The organism is Clostridium sp. BSD9I1, from assembly GCF_900185645.1.
GTDB lineage: Bacteria > Bacillota > Clostridia > Clostridiales > Clostridiaceae > Clostridium_AK.
This window is the reverse complement of sequence record NZ_FYAM01000023.1, coordinates 856,116-875,979: the sequence shown is the minus strand read 5'-3', so window position 1 is coordinate 875,979 and position 19,864 is coordinate 856,116. Positions and strand designations below refer to the sequence as shown.

The 19,864-nt window shown below is 31.7% G+C and carries 24 protein-coding genes; 16 read left to right on the top strand and 8 right to left on the bottom strand.

Annotation, left to right across the window (positions count from 1 at the left end; genetic code table 11):
• The first annotated feature begins 65 nt into the window (after positions 1-65).
• The 4 genes from hprK to BSD9I1_RS11830 all read left to right on the top strand — a co-directional run bounded on the left by hprK (position 66) and on the right by BSD9I1_RS11830 (position 3,993).
• Positions 66-995: an HPr(Ser) kinase/phosphatase gene (gene hprK, locus BSD9I1_RS11845; protein WP_186430484.1), complete on the top strand. Its 930-nt coding sequence runs from the start codon at positions 66-68 to the stop codon at positions 993-995.
• Positions 985-1,536, top strand: coding sequence for a 5-formyltetrahydrofolate cyclo-ligase (locus BSD9I1_RS11840; protein WP_186430483.1), 552 nt, complete (start codon positions 985-987; stop codon positions 1,534-1,536). The genes hprK and BSD9I1_RS11840 overlap by 11 nt, the downstream gene beginning before the upstream one ends.
• Before the next feature lie 5 nt (positions 1,537-1,541).
• Positions 1,542-2,483 carry a magnesium transporter CorA family protein gene (locus tag BSD9I1_RS11835; RefSeq protein ID WP_186430482.1) on the top strand — a complete coding sequence of 314 codons (942 nt, stop codon included), beginning with the start codon at positions 1,542-1,544 and terminating at the stop codon, positions 2,481-2,483.
• Positions 2,484-2,577: 94 nt separating this feature from the next.
• Positions 2,578-3,993, top strand: coding sequence for an aminopeptidase (locus tag BSD9I1_RS11830; RefSeq protein ID WP_373419351.1), 1,416 nt, complete (start codon positions 2,578-2,580; stop codon positions 3,991-3,993).
• Positions 3,994-4,350: 357 nt separating this feature from the next.
• Here BSD9I1_RS11830 and BSD9I1_RS11825 read toward each other — a convergent pair whose 3' ends face one another.
• Positions 4,351-4,827 (bottom strand): DUF4883 family protein, encoded by a 477-nt coding sequence (locus tag BSD9I1_RS11825; protein WP_186430480.1) that lies wholly within the window; start codon positions 4,825-4,827, stop codon positions 4,351-4,353.
• A 148-nt stretch (positions 4,828-4,975) separates the two neighbouring features.
• Between BSD9I1_RS11825 and BSD9I1_RS11820 the strand changes: the two genes are divergently transcribed.
• A complete protein-coding gene (locus BSD9I1_RS11820; protein WP_035308808.1) occupies positions 4,976-5,245 on the top strand; it encodes a metal-sensitive transcriptional regulator in 270 nt (89 codons plus the stop codon).
• 10 nt (positions 5,246-5,255) lie between these two features.
• Here BSD9I1_RS11820 and BSD9I1_RS11815 read toward each other — a convergent pair whose 3' ends face one another.
• Together BSD9I1_RS11815 and BSD9I1_RS11810 are read right to left on the bottom strand one after the other, a co-directional pair.
• Positions 5,256-5,711 carry a threonine/serine exporter family protein gene (locus BSD9I1_RS11815; RefSeq protein ID WP_186430479.1) on the bottom strand — a complete coding sequence of 152 codons (456 nt, stop codon included), beginning with the start codon at positions 5,709-5,711 and terminating at the stop codon, positions 5,256-5,258.
• Positions 5,712-6,485: a threonine/serine exporter family protein gene (locus BSD9I1_RS11810; RefSeq protein ID WP_186430478.1), complete on the bottom strand. Its 774-nt coding sequence runs from the start codon at positions 6,483-6,485 to the stop codon at positions 5,712-5,714. It abuts the gene before it with no gap.
• A gap of 149 nt (positions 6,486-6,634) precedes the next feature.
• Here BSD9I1_RS11810 and BSD9I1_RS11805 point away from each other — a divergent pair, with 149 nt between their 5' ends.
• From BSD9I1_RS11805 to rnfB, 7 genes are all read left to right on the top strand, one after another.
• Positions 6,635-7,477: a PhzF family phenazine biosynthesis protein gene (locus BSD9I1_RS11805; protein WP_186430477.1), complete on the top strand. Its 843-nt coding sequence runs from the start codon at positions 6,635-6,637 to the stop codon at positions 7,475-7,477.
• A gap of 293 nt (positions 7,478-7,770) precedes the next feature.
• Entirely contained in the window at positions 7,771-9,090 is a 1,320-nt protein-coding gene (gene rsxC / locus BSD9I1_RS11800; protein WP_035308800.1) for an electron transport complex subunit RsxC, read from the top strand.
• A 30-nt stretch (positions 9,091-9,120) separates the two neighbouring features.
• Positions 9,121-10,050: an RnfABCDGE type electron transport complex subunit D gene (locus BSD9I1_RS11795; RefSeq protein ID WP_186430476.1), complete on the top strand. Its 930-nt coding sequence runs from the start codon at positions 9,121-9,123 to the stop codon at positions 10,048-10,050.
• 1 nt (position 10,051) lies between these two features.
• Positions 10,052-10,621, top strand: coding sequence for an RnfABCDGE type electron transport complex subunit G (locus BSD9I1_RS11790; RefSeq protein ID WP_186430475.1), 570 nt, complete (start codon positions 10,052-10,054; stop codon positions 10,619-10,621).
• Between the two features lie 11 nt (positions 10,622-10,632).
• The gene (gene rsxE, locus BSD9I1_RS11785) at positions 10,633-11,229 is read left to right on the top strand and encodes an electron transport complex subunit RsxE (protein WP_207755315.1); all 597 of its coding nucleotides are present in this window, start codon (positions 10,633-10,635) and stop codon (positions 11,227-11,229) included.
• Between the two features lie 53 nt (positions 11,230-11,282).
• On the top strand, positions 11,283-11,858 hold the full coding sequence (rsxA, locus tag BSD9I1_RS11780) for an electron transport complex subunit RsxA (RefSeq protein WP_186430474.1): 576 nt from the start codon (positions 11,283-11,285) through the stop codon (positions 11,856-11,858).
• 21 nt (positions 11,859-11,879) lie between these two features.
• A complete protein-coding gene (gene rnfB, locus BSD9I1_RS11775; protein ID WP_186430774.1) occupies positions 11,880-12,704 on the top strand; it encodes an RnfABCDGE type electron transport complex subunit B in 825 nt (274 codons plus the stop codon).
• 80 nt (positions 12,705-12,784) lie between these two features.
• Here rnfB and BSD9I1_RS11770 read toward each other — a convergent pair whose 3' ends face one another.
• Genes BSD9I1_RS11770 through BSD9I1_RS11760 form a run of 3 tightly spaced genes read right to left on the bottom strand, consistent with a single transcriptional unit; the run spans position 12,785 to position 14,735 of the window.
• Positions 12,785-13,297 carry a Gx transporter family protein gene (locus tag BSD9I1_RS11770; protein WP_186430473.1) on the bottom strand — a complete coding sequence of 171 codons (513 nt, stop codon included), beginning with the start codon at positions 13,295-13,297 and terminating at the stop codon, positions 12,785-12,787.
• Between the two features lie 18 nt (positions 13,298-13,315).
• On the bottom strand, positions 13,316-13,714 hold the full coding sequence (locus BSD9I1_RS11765; protein ID WP_186430472.1) for a NusG domain II-containing protein: 399 nt from the start codon (positions 13,712-13,714) through the stop codon (positions 13,316-13,318).
• Positions 13,701-14,735, bottom strand: a complete 1,035-nt coding sequence (locus BSD9I1_RS11760) for an FAD:protein FMN transferase (protein ID WP_186430471.1) — start codon at positions 14,733-14,735, stop codon at positions 13,701-13,703. The genes BSD9I1_RS11765 and BSD9I1_RS11760 overlap by 14 nt, the downstream gene beginning before the upstream one ends.
• A gap of 190 nt (positions 14,736-14,925) precedes the next feature.
• Between BSD9I1_RS11760 and BSD9I1_RS11755 the strand changes: the two genes are divergently transcribed.
• From BSD9I1_RS11755 to ppaX, 4 genes are all read left to right on the top strand, one after another.
• Positions 14,926-15,585, top strand: coding sequence for a tetratricopeptide repeat protein (locus tag BSD9I1_RS11755; protein WP_186430470.1), 660 nt, complete (start codon positions 14,926-14,928; stop codon positions 15,583-15,585).
• 4 nt (positions 15,586-15,589) lie between these two features.
• Positions 15,590-16,273: a hypothetical protein gene (locus tag BSD9I1_RS11750; protein WP_186430469.1), complete on the top strand. Its 684-nt coding sequence runs from the start codon at positions 15,590-15,592 to the stop codon at positions 16,271-16,273.
• A gap of 92 nt (positions 16,274-16,365) precedes the next feature.
• Positions 16,366-16,869: an NUDIX hydrolase gene (locus BSD9I1_RS11745; RefSeq protein WP_306345883.1), complete on the top strand. Its 504-nt coding sequence runs from the start codon at positions 16,366-16,368 to the stop codon at positions 16,867-16,869.
• A 16-nt stretch (positions 16,870-16,885) separates the two neighbouring features.
• Positions 16,886-17,524, top strand: a complete 639-nt coding sequence (gene ppaX / locus BSD9I1_RS11740; RefSeq protein ID WP_186430468.1) for a pyrophosphatase PpaX — start codon at positions 16,886-16,888, stop codon at positions 17,522-17,524.
• Positions 17,525-17,568: 44 nt separating this feature from the next.
• Here ppaX and BSD9I1_RS11735 read toward each other — a convergent pair whose 3' ends face one another.
• Together BSD9I1_RS11735 and ltaE are read right to left on the bottom strand one after the other, a co-directional pair.
• Positions 17,569-18,645: a GerMN domain-containing protein gene (locus BSD9I1_RS11735; protein WP_186430467.1), complete on the bottom strand. Its 1,077-nt coding sequence runs from the start codon at positions 18,643-18,645 to the stop codon at positions 17,569-17,571.
• A gap of 124 nt (positions 18,646-18,769) precedes the next feature.
• A complete protein-coding gene (gene ltaE / locus BSD9I1_RS11730; protein ID WP_186430466.1) occupies positions 18,770-19,801 on the bottom strand; it encodes a low-specificity L-threonine aldolase in 1,032 nt (343 codons plus the stop codon).
• Positions 19,802-19,864: the final 63 nt, after the last annotated feature.

Here is a 19,864-nt window from a genome sequence, read left to right as displayed (position 1 = left end):
CACATTCAGTATAAACCTATTATGGTATAATTTAAGTTAAAATCAAATGCCAGGGAGGAAATGATATGCCAGTTACAGTAGAGGATTTAATAAAGGACTTGCAATTAGAAGTAATAAATGAAGGTAAAAAAAATATAGAAATAACTACTAGTGATATAAATAGACCAGGACTTCAATTTTCAGGGTTTTACAGCTATTTTGCAAATGATAGGGTGCAAATTATAGGTAAGGCAGAATGGAGCTTTTTAGATGTAATGAACACGGATCTAAGAAATAAAAGACTTAAAAAGTTTTTTCAATTTGAAACTCCTTGTTCTATATTTACTAGGGAGCTGGACCCTCATGATGAATTTAAAGAAGGTGCAAAGGAATATAATAGATGGGCACTTAAGACAAATAGTATTTCTACTAGGTTTATAAGTAATCTTATGGGGTATTTAGATGGGAAATTAGCACCAGAAACCAGACTCCATGGAGTACTTGTAGACGTATACGGTATAGGAATATTAATTACCGGAGAAAGCGGAATAGGTAAAAGTGAAACGGCACTAGAATTGATAAAAAGAGGTCATAGACTAGTGGCAGATGATGCTGTAGATATAAAAGAAATAGAAGGTAAGCTTATAGGTACATCTCCATATATAACATCTGGAATGATAGAAGTTAGAGGAGTAGGCATAATAGATATCCCTGCACTATATGGATTAAGTTCAGTTTTAGAGGCAAAAACCGTTGGGCTTATAATACACTTAGAACAATGGAAGCCAGAGCAGAATTATGATAGGCTTGGAATAGATAGGGAAAGTGTGAAAATATTAAATACTGATGTAAAGAAAATAACACTTCCTATAAGACCGGGAAGAAATATTGCAGTTATTATAGAAGCGGCGGCAGTTAGTCATAGATATAGTTTAAGCAGTACTATAACTCCAGTAGATACTATAAGCATGAGAATGGATGAAGAAGTAATGAGGAGGAATAAGAATGGTAGATAAAAAAGAATTAAGAAAAATCATATTAGAAAAAAGAGATAATATAGATTTAAGTGAAAGGATTAAATATGATAAAGGCATATTTAATTCTCTAATAGACAGCCCTGTATACAATGAAGCAAGATGTATTTTTATATTTGTAAGTTATAAAACTGAAGTAAATACTCATGAAATAATAAAGCGGGCATTATCTCAAGGGAAAAGAGTATGCGTGCCTAAAGTTTTATCTAAGAGTGAAGGTATGTATGCAGTAGAAATAAAAAAATATGATGATTTAAAATCAGGAAAGTATGGAATACTAGAACCAGAAAACTTCGAAAATAAAATAAATGAAGAGGAAATAGATTTGGCGTTAATTCCTGGAGTAGCCTTTGATAAGAACGGAGGCAGAATGGGCTATGGAGCAGCATTTTATGATAGATTTTTGATAAAATTAAAAAAAGATACTCCTAAAATTGCCCTAGCTTATGAAATGCAAATAGTAGATTATATACCAATGAATGAATGGGATGTTAAGGTGGATGGAATAATAACTAATGGGTGAATAATATGATAGCTTTTAACATAGAAGATAAGTTTAAAATAGTAGAAAATAAACTGTTAGACAGTCCAGGTTCCAACTTATGGCTAAATTGTTATGTAGATGAATTATTAGAGATTAAACAAAGATTTGCTTTAGAAGAAGAGTCTATAAATGAATGCAAAGATTTTAATAAGGGGACAAAAATAGAATTTTTTAAGGACTACATATTTATAGTTCTTAACATATTTGATTATTATGATGAAGGTGTTCATTCTAGAGAATTATATATTTTTTTGAGCAATAATTATATAATCACTACTTTTAAGGAAAAACTAGAACTTTTAGAGCTCCTTATAGAAGACATAAGGAAGGAAAAAAATTGTTTGTTGCTTAAAGGAAATGCTGATCCTCAGCTTATACTATATTACATCTTAGATAGAATAATAGTAAAAAACTATAATGTTATATCTAAATTAGAGGAGCAAAGTGACAAAATAGAAATAAGAATACTTAAAAATCCTGAGCATAGACAGTTAAATGATCTTATAAATTTAAGAAGACAAGTATATAAAATTAGAAAGTATTTAAGTCCATTAAGGTATATAGGAGATTCACTTTTAAGTAATGATAATTCTATAATTAAAGATGCTAACATGAAATACTTTCAAAGCTTAAATACAAAAATAGATAAGCTTATGATGTCACTAGAAAGCTTAGTTCAAGATTTAGCGTTAGCAAGGGAAGCCTTCGAATCTGAAATGTCTAATAAAACCAATGAACTTATGAAAATATTTACCTTAATAGCTACAATATTTCTACCTTTAAACTTAATTACAAGTGTATATGGGATGAATGTGCGGCATATTCCATTTATGCTTATAAACTATGGTTTTTATTATTTGCTTATAATCATGGTTGTGATAGCACTTTTACTTATATATTTATTTAAAAGAAAAAAGTGGCTTTGACTTAGCCACAAATTTTAAAATATTTATCTATTATGATATAATGGAAAAAGTAAAGATTAGAGGAAAAGGGAGGTGGATCTGCCCTTGATTACCTATGGGCAGAAAAACTATGGAAAAAGATTTAGTAAAAAAATATGAATATGCTTGGGACAAATACAGCAAAGAAGACTTAGAAAAGGTATTTGCGCTAAGTGAAAGATATAAGAAATTTATGTCTAAGTGTAAAACTGAAAGAGAATGTGTAATTGAACTTGCAACACTTGCAGAAGAAAAGGGTTACAAGAATTTAGAAGAAATTATAAAAAACAGTGGAAGCCTTAAAGCAGGAGATAAAGTATATGCTAATAATAAAGATAAAACTTTAGCATTATTTATCATTGGAAGTGAACCTATAGAAAAGGGTATGAATATATTAGGAGCTCATGTGGATTCTCCAAGACTAGATTTAAAGCAAAATCCACTTTATGAAGATACTGATTTAGCAATGTTTGAAACTCATTATTATGGTGGAATAAAGAAATATCAGTGGGTAACTCTTCCGCTTGCTATTCATGGTGTTATAGCTAAAAAGGATGGTACAGTAGTAAATGTGGTTATAGGAGAAGATGATAATGATCCAGTAATAGGAGTCTCCGACCTTTTAATTCATTTAGCTGGAGAGCAGTTAGAGAAAAAGCTTGGCAAAGCAATAGATGGAGAAGATTTAAATATACTTGTAGGAAGTATGCCTATTGAAAGTAAGGATGTAAAGGATAGAGTAAAGAGAAATATATTAAAACTTTTAAACGAAAAATATGATATAACAGAAGAAGATTTTGTATCCGCGGAATTAGAAGTAGTTCCTGCAGGAAAAGCAAGGGATTACGGATTAGATAGAAGTATGGTTATGGCTTATGGACATGATGATAGAGTATGTTCATATACATCCTTTGAAGCTATGATGGATATGGAAAATCCTAAAAAGACATGTGTTACTCTTTTAGTAGATAAAGAGGAAATAGGAAGTGTTGGTGCTACAGGAATGCATTCTAAATTCTTTGAAAACACTGTAGCGGAAGTAATGAATTTAGCTGGAGATTACAATGAATTAAAAGTTAGACGTGCGCTTAATAATTCAAAAATGTTATCTTCAGATGTAAGTGCAGCATTTGATCCGAATTTCCCATCTGTAATGGAAAAGAAGAATTCAGCTTATTTTGGAAAAGGATTAGTGTTTAATAAATACACTGGTGCTAGAGGAAAATCAGGATCTAATGATGCTAATGCTGAATATGTAGCAGAAATTAGAAATATAATGGATAAACATAACGTATCTTGGCAGACTTCAGAACTTGGAAAGGTAGATCAAGGCGGCGGAGGAACCATAGCATATATTCTTGCAGAGTATAATATGGAAGTAATAGATTGTGGAGTAGCACTTCATAATATGCATGCACCTTGGGAAGTAGCAAGTAAAGCTGATATATATGAAGCTATGAGAGGATACTATGCGTTCCTTGTAGAAGCATAAAAGGCATTTGTATAAATAGTAGATTTCAAAAATTAAAACCACCAATTAGTTAAATGTCACTAATTGGTGGTTAAGCAAATCCTAACTTATTAAAAAAACTTGATTCAATTTGAATTCTTATCACCTTTTCCTATAGAGGTTTCAATTTTAAGAGTGTAACTAATGACTAAGACTAATTTAGACAGATAACAGATTGTCCTTGTTTTTACCATAACCTTATAAGTTAGGATTTGCAAGAAGAAGTTTTATCTTCTTCTTGTATACAGTATAACATAGAATATATCAAAATACAATACTATTATTCAGAATATTCTAATATAAAGCAAGAGGGTAGAATAGTTTTATCCTCTTGCTTCCTTATTTATTGCTATCTCTAGGAATCATATAATTAGATATATTGTATAGGTTGTAGGAATAAGGTACTTTACTCATATTTATAAAATCCATTTCATAAAATCCATCCCAGGGGTATACTGAAACTAAATCTTTATTATATACGTTTATTACATATTTTTCGTTAGAAATGGTAATGAATATCTTATACAAAGGTTTTTTAGGAAGATTTTTAGGCTTATCTATAAAGAATTTTTCATCAAGGCTTGAAATAAAATTAGGTATTACCTTTAAATCCTCTGAAGATAGTTCCTTTTCCTTATAAAAAGAAGTATCAGTTATTGTGCATCTATAAGAGTCATTTAAGTTAATTCCTTCAGATAAAAGATTTGTATAATAGCGGTTAGTTTCTTTACCCTTGTAATAATAGTATTTGGAACATGAACTAGCAAAAATCATAATTATAATAGATAAAACTATATAATAAAATTTTCTTTTCATTTAATCCACCTTTACCTTGTTTTCATTAAACATCATATGAGATGAAAATAGGTTTTATTACTTTTAAAACATAAAATTTAGTTGAAGGCACATATAAGAAATGATATAATGTGAATACCCGGAGGGGTATTTAAATGAGGTGATAACAATGGCAAGTGATAATGCTAAAAAGGACATTCAAAATAGACTTAAAAGAATAGAAGGCCAAGTAAAGGGCATAGAAAAGATGATAGATAATGATGCAAGTTGTAAGGAAATATTAATACAAATTGCTGCAGTAAGATCAGCAATAAATAAGGCTGGAGCCATGGTTCTTCAAAACTATGCTAAGAATTGTTTAGGAAACTGCGAAGCTTTAAGTAATGATGAAAGAGCAGTAGATGATTTGGTAAGTACGTTAACAATGTTTATGAAGTAATTGTGCTAAATTACACTTTAGCACAATTACTTTTTTTATTATAATAAAATGTTATAAGTCTAGTTAATGATGAAACTAAAATCACTCCAACGGCAATAGCACCTGCTATTGTAAGAGTTGAAAGTCCTGTGTTTAAGGATTTAGTTACATTTCCTTCTACTGAAGCAAGCATAGTATAATACATGCCACCTCCAGGAACTAGTGGAAGTATGCCGCAGATTATAAATATAGTGACTGGGCATTTTCGTACTCTTGCCATTATTTCAGAATATATAGCTACAGCTACAGAAGCATAAAAGAAGGCTAGAGGCTGAGAAACAGTATATTTTAATGCAAGAATATAAAAAAACCAACTTAGTCCTCCCCCTAGGGCAGCTAGCCAAGTGTTTTTTCCTTTTATATTAAATAAAACTGAAAATGCCAGTGTTGCAATGAAAGAATAAAAAGAAGGCAAAAATAAATTCATTTATATAGACCCTCCCCCAAAATAAGATATCCAGAATGAGAACACGAGTCCGCTTCCAACGGCAATTGCAACTGCTATCAAAAATGCTTCTATAATTCTAGAAGTTCCTGCCACTAAATCTCCTGCTATAGTATCCCTTATGGCATTGGTTATTGTAAGACCTGGAACTAATAACATAAGAGAGCCTATTACAATCTTATCAGTATTATTTCCTATATGTAATGAAGTGCTTGCTAGTGCAATAAAAGAGGCAGCAGCACCACCTATAGCATTTATAAAGAAGGAGTTAGTTCCAATTTTGCTTAGAGTTCTAGAAAGTACTTGTATGGTAAATCCAATAATCATAGAAATACAAAAATCGTTAAAATCTCCTCCATATAATAAAGTAAAAAATCCAGCAGATATAGAGGAAGAAAATATAACTAAGTTTCGTTCGTAGTCTTGTCCGTTATTTATAGTTGTTAAATTATCGTCTACTATATTTAAGGGAAGATTTTTACTGCATATTTGTCTAGATAAATCATTTATTTTGGATATTTTATCTAAATCCACTTTACGATGCCTGACTCTACTCACTTTAGAATAGATTTTTCCATCTATATCTGTTATAGATATCATTATTCCTGTAGGAGTTACAAAACTATTAACGTCTTGTACACCATAGGCATTGCACATACGTTCCATAGTTTCTTCTACCCTGTAAGTTTCGGCTCCGTTTTCCAGCATTATTTCACCAGCAAAGGAAGTTAAATGTACTAATTTATTTATATCCATTTTATCGCCATCCTAATAATAAAATTCAATCCAATTATAGCATAATTCTTTAAAAAGAATATAAAAAACTACAAAAAATATTGACTAATTAATAAAATTATGAATTAATAAAATAGTATGTAAAATCATAAAAAAGGGAGTAGAGGTAAATGATAAAAGTTTTTCTTGTAAAGTCTTTTACATCATCTGAAAATGGAGGAAATCCTGCAGGTGTAGTTATAAATAATGGGCTTAAGGATGAAGAAATGCAAAGTATAGCTAAAGAGGTTGGATTCTCAGAAACTACCTTTATAAGCAAGATAGATTGCAAGAACTTTGAGCTTAAGTATTTTACTCCAGAAGTTGAAACCAACTTATGTGGTCATGGAACTATAGCAGCTTTTCACTGTATGCAAGTATTAAATGAAGTCGAAGAATCAGAGGTATATATGCATACTAAGGCTGGTAAATTAAAAGTATTTATTAATAACTCTAAAATTTATATGGAGCAATCAAAGCCTTTTATAAATGATATTTGTATAGAAGAAAGCATAATATTTGAAGCGTTTAATATACCTTATGAAAATAAGGAGGAAAACCTTCCTATTAAAGTAATATCTGTAGGAACACCTAAAATAATTATACCTCTTAAAAATCGAGATATGCTTTTCGATATAAAACCAGACTTTGAAAAGTTAAAGGAAATATCACGTATAACAAATTCTAAAGGATTTTATCCTTTTACCTTTGATGTATTAGATAAAAATAATCTTATACATGCAAGGCAGTTTAATCCATTGTTTGGTATACCTGAAGATCCAATTACAGGGGTGGCAGCCGGGGCACTAGGAATTTATTTAAGTAAGTTTTATGATGAAGAAATAGAAGTTTTTAGTGTAGAACAGGGATATATATTAGACAAGCCAGGTATAGTAGATGTAAAAATAGAAGAAGGCATTTCTTATATAGGCGGATCAGCTGTGCTGTATGATGAAAAGCATATTGAGATATAAATGGGTATTATGCAATTGTCGAAATAATCTTAAGTTAGTTACTATTCATACATTTGAAACGACAAAAAAAATTATTCATTTTCATTATTTGGAGAGGAATTTACACATTATTGCAGAATAATATTATGTCTGAGAAGTATTGCCTATGTATCCAATGAACTAATTTAAAAGTTGTTCAAAAACTATTGACATATTTCGCGGAACAAATTAGTATATAAATGAGTATTTGTGTGCTCAAAAAACTTAATGTTTATATTGTATTTCATATAGAATTTAAAGAATGGAGGGTCTTTATGGAATTATTAACTTTTAAAAACGGAGTACATCCCCCTCATGGTAAACATTATACAGAAAACAAACAAATAGAAGAGTATTTACCAAAGGGAGACGTTGTTATACCAATGTCACAGCACATTGGTGCACCTGCTGAACCACTAGTGAAAAAAGGTGATAGGGTTTTAGTAGGACAAAAAATAGGAGAAGCTAAAGGATTTGTATCTGCAAATATTCACAGCAGTGTATCTGGTACTGTTAAGAATATTGTGCAAGTATCAAACTTTAACGCAGCTAAGATTTCAGCAGTAGTTATTGAAAACGATGGACTTTATGAAGAAGTAGATACAATAAAGCCAAATGCTGATTATGCAAAGTTATCAAAAGAAGAAATAATTGAAATCATTAAAGAAGCAGGTATAGTAGGTATGGGTGGAGCTACATTCCCAACTCATGTAAAACTTATGCCACCAGCTGACAAGAAAATAGAGTTCATAGTAGTAAATGCTGCAGAATGTGAACCATATTTAACTTGTGACCACAGAATGATGCTTGAGTACACTAAGGAAATAATAGAAGGATTAAAAATAGTTCTAAAGTTATTCCCAGGTGCAAAAGGCTATATAGGAATAGAAGATAATAAGCCAAATGCTATAAAAGCTATGAGTGATGCAGCACAAGGAACAGGAATAGAAGTAAAAGCTGTTAAAACTAAGTATCCTCAAGGAGCTGAAAAACAGTTAATTTATTCTTTAACAAAGAGAGAAGTACCATCAGGCGCACTTCCAGCAGATGCAGGATGTGTTGTACAAAATGTTGATACAATTTATGAAATATACAATGCTGTAGTAAATGGTAAGCCACTTACTTCAAGAGTTGTAACTGTAACTGGTGATGCAATAAAAGAACCAAAAAATATCAGATTTAAAATTGGAACTTCAATGAAAGAACTAGTAGAATTTGCTGGTGGATTTGTAGAAGAACCAACTAAGATAATATCTGGTGGTCCTATGATGGGAATTGCAATGTATACTTTAGATGCTCCAGCAACAAAGGGAAGCTCAGGAATACTTTGCTTAACTAAAAAGGTAGCAACTGTAGAAGAAGAATCTAACTGTATAAATTGCGGAAAGTGTGTACAAGTTTGTCCTATGAACTTAATGCCAACAACACTTGCAGCATCAGCTTCCATGCAGAACTATGAAATGTTCGATCAATATGATGGAAGAGATTGTATAGAATGTGGTTGTTGTTCATTTACTTGTCCAGCAAGACGTCATTTATTACAAAGAATACGTTCCGGTAAAAAGGTCGTTTGTAAAACTCCAAAAAAGAAATAAATTAAAAATTTAAATAAGAGGTGAATATAAATGTCCGAAACAACAATGTATACCGTATCTTCATCTCCACATATACGTGCGAAAGATACAACTCAGAGCATAATGAGAGATGTTGTTATAGCTTTACTTCCAGCGACTGCTGCAGGAGTATACTTCTTTAAACTTCAGGGACTTTTAGTAATACTTGCTTCAGTACTTTCTTGTGTAGCTGCTGAATATATATGGCAGAAGGCTACTCATAGAAAAGTAACTATAAGTGATTTAAGTGCCGTTGTAACAGGATTATTATTAGCATTCAACTTACCAGCATCCGTTCCACTTTGGTTGCCAGTGATTGGTGGCTTCGTTGCAATTATAATAGGTAAACAATTTTTCGGTGGAATAGGTCAAAATATCGTAAATCCAGCATTACTTGCAAGAGCGTTTTTACTTGCATCTTGGCCAGTAGCAATGACTACTTGGACATTAGATGGATCAACAACAGCTACACCACTTGCTTTCTTAAAAGGAATTGAAGCAACTGGTCAAGCACCTAGCTTAATGAATGTATTTATAGGAAATGTTGGTGGATGTATTGGTGAAACCTCAGCACTAGCAATAATTCTTGGTGCAGCTTACTTATTTGCTAAAAGAATAATTGATTGGAGAGCTCCAGTTACATTTATAGCTACTACTTTCATTATGACTGCAATTGCAGGAAGATCTGCAAACCCTGTATATGAATTATTTGCAGGTGGATTAATGCTTGGAGCATTCTTCATGGCAACAGATTATGCAACTTCTCCAATTACACCACGTGGTAGAATAATATTTGGTATTGGTTGTGGAGTAATTACTGGTCTTATCCGTATATTTGGTGGATATCCAGAAGGTGTATCCTATTCAATACTAGTAATGAACTTGTTCGTTCCACTTATTGAGAGATGGACAGTTCCAAGAACTTTTGGAAAGGAGAAATAAAATGAAGAAGAATAGCAGTTTAAAATTAGGTTTAGTATTGTTAGCTATAGCTGCAATATGTGGACTTATACTTGGCGGTATAAGTGAAGTAACTAAAGAACCAATAGCTGTTCAAGCTAAAAAAGCAGTTGATGAAGCAAATAAAGCAATACTTCCAGAAGCAACAGAATTTGTTGATAAAACTGGAGTTGAATTTACAGGAACAATTTCATCTGTAACTGAAGGAAAATCAGGAGCAGATGTAAAAGGATATACTATAACAGTATCACCTAAAGGATATGCGGGAGCTGTTAAAACAATGGTTGGAATAACTACAGATGGAAAAGTTTCCGGAATTAAGATATTAGAACATGCAGAAACTCCAGGTCTTGGTGCGCTTGCTCCAGAACCAAAGTTCTCTGGACAATTTTCAGGAAAACCAGCAAAAGAATTAACAGTTGTAAAGGCAGCACCATCATCAGATAATCAAATAGAAGCAATTACTGGTGCAACAATAACTTCAAGAGCAGTTACATCTGGAGTTAATGAGGCTATTAAATTCTTTGATGCTAACTTGAAAGGAGGAAACTAATCGTGGGATTAATGAGTGAAAGATTATATAATGGTATAATAAAAGAAAATGCAACTTTCATGCAAGTTCTTGGTATGTGTCCAACACTAGCAGTTACATCCAGTGCTATAAATGGACTTGGTATGGGACTTTCTACTACTGCAGTTTTAATAGGAACTAATATGGCTATTTCTGCACTTAGAAAGATAATTCCAGGAGAAATACGTATACCAGCTTTTATAACTGTAATTGCTACGTTTGTTACAGTACTTCAATTTGTACTTCAAGCATATTTACCAGCATTAAATAAATCACTTGGTATATTTATACCACTTATAGTTGTTAACTGTATTATACTTGGTAGAGCAGAGGCATATGCTTCTAAGAACGGAGTAGGAGCAGCTTTATTTGATGGATTAGGTATGGGACTTGGATTCACAGTATCATTAACTGTACTAGGATTAATAAGAGAGCTACTTGGAACAGGAAAGGTATTTAACGTTCAAGTTACACCTGCAGCGTTTCAGCCTGCTTTAATAATGGTACTTGCGCCAGGTGCATTTATTACACTTGGAATACTTATGGCTCTATTAAACAATAGAAAATTAAAGAAGGCAAAAGCTAAATAATTTAGCTTTGCCTTCAGTCCTTACTCTAAAAAAAGGAAGGTGTCGGAAGAAAAATGAGTATATTTACTATATTTATAAGTGCACTATTAGTTAATAACTTCGTTTTATCTAGATTCTTAGGAATATGTCCATTTCTTGGAGTTTCTAAGAAGGTAGAAACATCAGCAGGTATGGGAGCTGCGGTTACTTTCGTTATGGTATTAGCAGCAATGATGACTTTCTTAGTTGAAAGATTTATATTAATACCACTAGGATTATCATATTTATCAACACTAGCATTTATACTAGTTATAGCATCTTTAGTTCAGTTTGTTGAAATGGTTATAAAGAAGATGAGCCCTGACCTTTACAAGAGTTTAGGTATATTCTTACCACTTATAACTACAAACTGTGCCGTACTTGGTATGGCTCTTATAAATAGCCAAGAACAATATACATTTATACAATCTATTGTAAACTCTGTAGGAGCAGCACTTGGATTTACATTAGCACTTGTTTTACTTGCAGGTATAAGAGAAAAATTTGAAACTAATGAATATATTCCTGAGCCATTAAGAGGCTTGCCAATAACTTTAATAACAGCAGGTATAATGGCGATAGCTTTCTTAGGATTCCAGGGCTTAATCTAATTAGGAGGTGTTAGCATGGAAATGAATAGCTTAGTATTCCCTGTTTTAAGCTTAGGGGGATTAGGTGTAGTATTTGGACTTCTTTTAGGATATGCCTCAAAGAAGTTTGCTGTAGAAGTTGATGAAAGAGTGCCACTAGTTAGAGAAGCGTTACCAGGAGCTAACTGTGGTGGTTGTGGATTTGCAGGTTGCGACGCTTATGCAGATGCAGTTGTTAATGAAGGTGCAGCAGCAAATAAGTGTCCAGTTGGTGGAGCAGCATGTTCAGCTAAAATTGCTGAAATAATGGGAGTAACAGTTGATTCTTCAGAACCAAAGAAGGCATATGTAAAATGTCAAGGTTCTTGTGGAAAAGCAAAAGAAAAATATGAGTATTATGGTGCAACTAATTGTATAGATGCAGCTAATACTCCAGGCGGCGGTTCAAAGTCTTGTTCATATGGATGTCTTGGACTTGGAAGCTGTGTAGGAGTTTGTGCATTTGATGCTATCCATGTAGTAGATGGAATAGCTGTAGTAGATGAAGAAGCTTGTGTTGCTTGCGGTGCTTGTATAAATATTTGTCCAAAGAGTGTTATTGAATTAGCACCTATGTCCAAAAAAGTACGTATTGCATGTAACTCTCATGACAAGGGATTAGAAGTTAAAAATGTATGTTCTACTGGATGTATTTCCTGTGGACTATGCGTAAGAAACTGCCCAAGTGAGGCTATAACAATGGTTAATAACTTACCAGTTATAGATTATGACAAGTGTACTCAGTGTGCAGTATGTGTGGCAAAATGCCCAACAAAAGCCATTGCAAACTTAAATGAAAAGTTAGAAACAAAAGCAGCAAACGCTTAATATAAAAAGCATGTAGTTTAAACTACATGCTTTTTATGTACTTTTTATAATTTTATTATAAAAGGAATATCTTAAGTTCATTAAGATATTCCTTTTAAGAATGGTATCTTTTCTAAATGCTTTGATAAAAAATTAGTAACAAGTCCTATAAAATATCCAGCTGCTATGGCTGAAATCATAAGAACAGGGAGGTAAAAGTATATTTTAAAATCCTGTACAACTAGTGCGGCTATAAAAAGCTGCCCTATATTATGAAATATTGCTCCAGCTATACTTATACTCCAAAGACTAAAGCTTTCCTTAAACTTTTTATAAAGTACTATCATTACGATATTGCTAAGTATTCCGCCAGAAATACTATATAAAAAGGCGGACATATTTCCTCCGAGGAAAGTTCCAAGTAAGGTTCTTAAGAGCATTATGGTCAGTGCTTCTTTAGGGCCCATTATAATTAAAGCTAAAAGTGAAATTGCATTGGCAAGTCCAAGTTTTATACCAGGAAGTATTACTGGAATTTGAGCTTCTATCACATATACTACAAGAGCAATACCTGTAAGAAGACCTAAAAGGACCATTTTTCTTGTTTTTTTCATTCAATCACCTCAATGATCTTAATATGAAGCACCATCTATATCAGTTGGAGCTTTATCAGAAGTTTCCCCACCTTCAATACTTACTATAAGTTTGTTTGGAAGACAGACAATAGACTCTCCTGCATCGGAAATCCATCCAGTTTTTATGCAAACTTTATCAGGACAATCTGCATCTATTATACTAATTTTATCTTTCTCTACAATTATAGTATTAAAATGCTCGCCTTCTTTAATATCAAATTTTTCAGTTCCTTTTAATTTTGAAAGGTTTATAGTTTTAACGACTTTTCCATCTGCTTTAATTACAGCTATTTTATCTTTATCTTTAAAGGCTAATTTATAGGCATAAGTTCCAGCGCTCATAATCAGTAAAACTGCTATTACTATAACAAATAATATTTTATCACCTTTCTTCATACTTATACTCCTCGTTTGTTATTTTAAAATGATCTTTTAATCCAGAGGTATAATATACTTTTTTATCAGCTGTTACAAATACTGCTTCTACACCATCTAGAGATTCTATAAGCTTCATTCCTTCATTTACACCAAGTACAAAGGTACTAGTAGAAAGTGCATCTCCATCAACGGATTTATTAGAAATAATAGTAGTTCCTATTATTCCGCTTTCAGAAGGATACCCTGTTTTAGTGTTTAAAATATGATGATACTTCTTACCATCTTTTATAAAAAATCTTTCGTAATTTCCTGAGCTTACAACAGATTTGCTGCCAACTTTAGCTATAGCAAAATATTCTCCTCTTTCTTTTAAAGGGTCCTGCACACCAATGTTCCAAAGAGATCCATCTAATTTGTTACCAACAGTTAACACATTGCCGCCCAAGTTAATAAAGGCTGTTTTTACTTTGTTTTTTTCTAGAATGTCTTTAACCAAATCCGCAGTATATCCCTTAGCAATCCCACCTAAATCTATAGCTTGATTAGGATTTTTAAGCTTAACTTCTTTAGTATCTTCATTAATTAACACATCATTATAATTAACAAGCTTTAGTTTATCCTTAATATCACTGTCCTTAGGAAGATTAGCTTTATCTGTTCCTATTCCCCAAAGGCTGCTTAAAGGTCCTATTGTTATATCAAAGGCACCCTTAGAAAGCTTACTGTATTCAAGGGACTTTTTTATTACATAAAAGGTATCATCGCTAACTTTTACATAATCTTTACCTGCATTTTTATTTATAAGAGAAACTTCACTTGTAGGTTTGGTAGCAGACATTTTATCGTCAACTTCAGATATCTTTTTCATAGCCTCATCTGTTGCTTTTTCAGCATTTTTACCATAGGCTTTGATTTCTACAATTGTTCCTAAAAGATAATTTTGCTTAACTACTTCTTTATTTGAATCGCTGCTGCAAGAACTAAGTATAAAAGTTAAAGAAAAAGCTGCAATTATACTTGCTAGTGTTTTTTTCTTCATATTATCCCACCTTTGTTACGTTTATTGTCAAAAATAAAAACATATTTATTATAACATAAATGCACTTATATTTGTATGAATTATAGTATATTATAGGGATTAGTTGATTCATTTGTATTAAAAGGGTAGATTTTTATATGGGGTAAGATATATAATAAAAATGTTAATCTTTTAAGAAGGAGTGAACTTTATGAAAAGTCAAAGCAATTATCATACCATAAAAAAGTTTCAACAGTTGGTACAAGAGGAATATAACACAAACATAAATGAAGAAAATTATATTGAGTCAATTTTAAATGAAGTAGAAAAAAATGCTTCATTACATAATTATTTTAAACAGTACATAGAAGAAAATAAGGATAATCTTAACGTTTTATGGTCATTAGAAATGTTCTTATTTATAAGAGCATCAGAAAAGAAGGATGTAGAAGCAGTAGAAAACTACAGCAAGAGATTAAAAATATATGCTGATAATTATTATATAGAATATGTATTAGCAGACATGAGCTTAAGATATTACGGAAACATATTTGAAAGTAAGGAAAAGTTTTTAAAATCACTTGAGTTAAAGAAAAACGATCCAATGTCATACTATAACCTAGGATATATATATAATCTTTTAGGAATGTTTGATAAGTCCTTAGAAAACTATCAAAAATCAAGCTTCTTTAGTGATGATGCACCTAATGGAGAAGAGTTAAAAGTGAAAGCACTTTATAACATGGCTAAGAATTATCTTATAGTGAAAAATGATGATGAAAAATCAGAAATTGTATTAAATGAAGTGCTAGCAATCAATCCAGATTACAGTAATGCAAGACAAATGTTAGATAGATTGAAAGGAGAATAATATTATGGAAAATAACAATACTCATGATATATGGTTACCAGATCAACTTACAGCAGTAAAATTATTTCTAACGCAAATAGAATGTTCTTTAAATGAAAAGTTTGAAGCTTTAGATGGAAAAACACTTTATGAATATACGGTTATAAATAAAGATGCATCAGGAATACTAAAGGTAATGCCTGAGCTTGAAAAATCACCAATACATGATGAATATAAAAAAATGCTTCCATTACATAAGTCCGATTTTATATATCAATCTGTTTATAAGAAAACAGGAGGAGTACTTAATTTATTTTATGGAGAAATAAAGGAATCCATGGATAATACTTTAAAAGAGTTAACAAACAAAAAGGGAAATAGAAAAGAAGCTATAGATGCATGGATTGATACTCCTTCAGAACTTTATAGTGCACTTTCACCAAAGCTCGTATGGGCAGGCGGCGGAAAGGTTGAAAAAGAACTTTTATTTGACTTCGGGAAAAAACTTACAGAAGCAGTAGGAAAAGAAACCTTTCATACTCAAGGGGGAGCTGTTATAAGAGCAATAGAATTTTTAAGAGTATGGCAGTTATCTTATAATGACATATGCGATGATACTCCAATGAATGCTATCATAAAAGAGAGACAGGAAATATATAATGAAAAAGTTGAGCTTTTAAATGAACTAGGAATAGAGCACGACTTTTAAAGGAAACATCTCACCAAAGTGAGATGTGCTGATTTATGACGAAATCAAAGATTTCTATAAATCATGCAAATCATGCAAGGGGTGAATTAATCATGGATAAATTAATATATGATGGATGGTTAAAACTTTATAAAAGGGAAGTTAAAGATAGGGAATATGAAATAGTTAAAAATCATGATGCAGTTTCAGCTATAGTATTAAATGAAGATAATGAAATACTTTTAGTAAGACAATTTAGGCCTGCAGTAATGAAAGAAACCTATGAGATTCCAGCGGGAGTCCTAGATGTAGAAGGGGAAGCAATAGAAGACTGCCTGATACGAGAGCTTCAAGAAGAAACGGCACTAAATGTAAAAAAGACTGATGTTAAGAAAATAGTTTCCTATAAACCTATACTAGGATTTAGCGCAAGTACTATGAATATGTTTTTAGTAAATATAAATAAGGATGACTTTGATACAAATAAAATACAAGATCAAGATGTACTAGAAGGTAAATGGGTACCTTTCAGCACATTTGAAAACATGGTTTCAAGCGCAGAAATAATAGACGACAAAACCATAATGGCATATTTTTATTTAAAGTCTCTTAAATAGGTAATAGGAGGGGACAATGATAAAGGCAATACTTTTTGACTTAGATGGAACTCTTATAGATACCAATGATTTAATATTAAAATCCTTTAGGCATGTTTTTGACACTCATTTAGGGCATTTAACTATAGAAGATGAAGAAATAGTTAAAACCTTTGGAGAGCCTTTGATGGGAGTAATGGAAAGATATGATAAGGATAGAGCAAAATTCTTATATGATACATACATAAAATATAATGAAGCAATTCATGATGAATTAACAAAGGAAATAAAGGGAGTTAAAGAAGGTTTAACAGCTTTAAAGGATAAGGGATTTAAGCTTGCAATAGTTACTTCTAAAAGAAGATCTATAGCTTTAAGGGGGCTTAAATTATTTAACTTAGATAGCTTTATGGATGTGGTTATAACTCCAGAAGACACAGTAAAACATAAACCAGAGGGAGAGCCGGTTTTAAAGGCCTGTGAAATGTTAGATGTATCTCCCAAAGAAGCCTTAATGGTGGGGGACAGCCACAATGATATTCTTTGTGGTAAAAATGCAGGAGCACTAACATGCCTTGTGAAATATACAGCTCTTTCTGTAGATGAAATATTAGCTCATAAGCCTGACTTTGTAATAGATTCTATTGAAGAGATAGTAGAATTGGTTAATATTTAAGGATTAAAAAAGGAAATTGCATCAGTTGCAATTTCCTTTTTAAGTTATTTATATTCAATTATGTTTTTATAATCTGTTTTAAGAACTTCGCCTTCTTCAAGAAGAATATGGCCTGAGTTGTAAGGTTTTCCATCCATAGTTATTATTACGTTAGTAGTGTTATAATAATCTCCAAGGGTGTTTGTTATTCCCTTTAATATAGCTGCCTCTAAGCCGCTTCCTGCATTCATTTCAGTAACTAAATTTCCTGTGAAATCAACCATTACTGTATTGGATTTTTGATTTAAATAAAGCTTATTTATTTTTACCTTTTCTCCAATTAACGAATTTAAATCTTTATTTGGACTTTCCTTAAAGTATTTTTCAAAAACTGCTTTGGTATCATCATTTGTATTGAATTTTAATGCTACCTTATGAAAAACCATTCTATCATTTGCATAATCAGGATAATAGAATTTAGTTGTTTGAATTACAGGAGCATCTTTAGTTATCTTTTCTAGTGAAGTTGTAACTTCCATACCATTTGATTTAAATATGCTTTTTACTAAGCCTTGATTTAAAGCATAGTAGTCATAAGTTGTAGAATCTCCATGTTCTGTGGTTACTTCTAGAGCTTTATAGTTTCCGGAAGGGGTCTTTACTTCTTTATCTACAGCGGAAATGTATCTTTTTTTACCATCAGATAGTGTCCAGGAAGTTCCTTTCTTTAAAGGTTCCTTTAAAAGCACTTCATATTTACTATATTCATTATTAGTTAAATTATCTCTGTAGTAAAATTCGCCTTCAGAAGCTAAGCTCCTTAGTTCTCCATTTGTATACTGTAATACCTGTGCTAAAGTAGTACCACCATTTATACTTCTAAGTTGAATTTTATCTACATTTATAAAATCTGTATATACTGTTTTTTCAGCATATTCATTTCCAATTCCCTCATATTTCAAAGTTACATTTTCTTTAAAAGGATAATAATCTTTTATAGTGTAATTTGTAGTTTGCTCAGTAGGATTATCTGCTGGTGTTTTATCTCCAGTTGGATTATTATTTACATTATTTTTGCTGCAAGAAGCGAGGAATACAAAGGACAAACATAATAATATACAAATCTTTTTTAAGTTCTTCATAAATATACCTCCTTAAGTTAATTATTACTTTAATTATACTAAAAATATAAAAAATTAGGTGTATATGTAAAAAATAAATATTAAAAATAAAGTAAAAGTAAGGGACAAGCAGTGCTTGTCCTAACTATTTTACATTTAGTAATTCCTTTAAAATATCTACGCACCTAACAATGTGTTCTTTGTTAACCCAGTAGTTAGTAACAAATCTAAATTCACCATTTTCAGGTGGATTTATCTTTATACCATTTTTATAAAACTCATCTACTATAAGTTTACCGTCAATAGAGGAATCTTCTATGCTAAAGAATACCATATTAATGTGAATTTGGTCAAGGTTTACATTGATATCTGGAATTTTAGATAGCTCTTCTCCTAAAAATTTAGCATTTTCATGATCCACTTTTAAATGCTGTCTCATATCTTTAAGGGCAATTAGTCCTGCTGCAGCAAGTATTCCAGCTTGTCTCATTCCACCGCCCATAATTTTTCTCTTTTTACGTGCTTTTGCAATAAATTCTTTGGAACCTGCAACCATGGAGCCTATAGGAGCGCATAACCCTTTTGAAAGACAAAACATAACGGAATCACAGTATTTAGTTATGTCAGAGGCTTCAACGTCTAAAGAAGCAGCCGCATTAAAAAGTCTTGCACCATCTAAGTGAACAGGTAAATTGTGCTTTTTAGCTACTTCATATATTTCTTTCATATTTTCAGTAGATATAACTCTTCCATTAGAATGAGCATTTTCTACACATATTAAGCTGGTTTCAGGAAAATGAATATCTTCACCTCTTATAGTTTTTTCAACTTCGCTAGGATTCATTTCACCCTTATTACTTTTTAAAGGTCTTATCTGAACACCAGCAATGATTGCAGGTGCGCCTACTTCATGTTGAAGAATGTGGCAGTTTTCCTCCAGTATAACTTCGGTTCCGCGAAGGCAGTGTGTAAACAATGCAAGCTGATTTCCAAAGGTTCCAGTAGGAACAAATAGTGCAGCTTCTTTGTTAACTAACTTTGCTGCATATTCTTCTAATTCTTTAACAGTAGCATCATCTTCATATACATCATCGCCAACTTCAGCATTATACATAGCTTTTCTCATTTCTTCTGTTGGCTTTGTTACTGTATCACTTCTCAAATCAATAAAATTCATTTAAATACCCCCAATACAAAATGTCTTATTTTTATTATAACTTAAAATTAATTTTAAATAAAC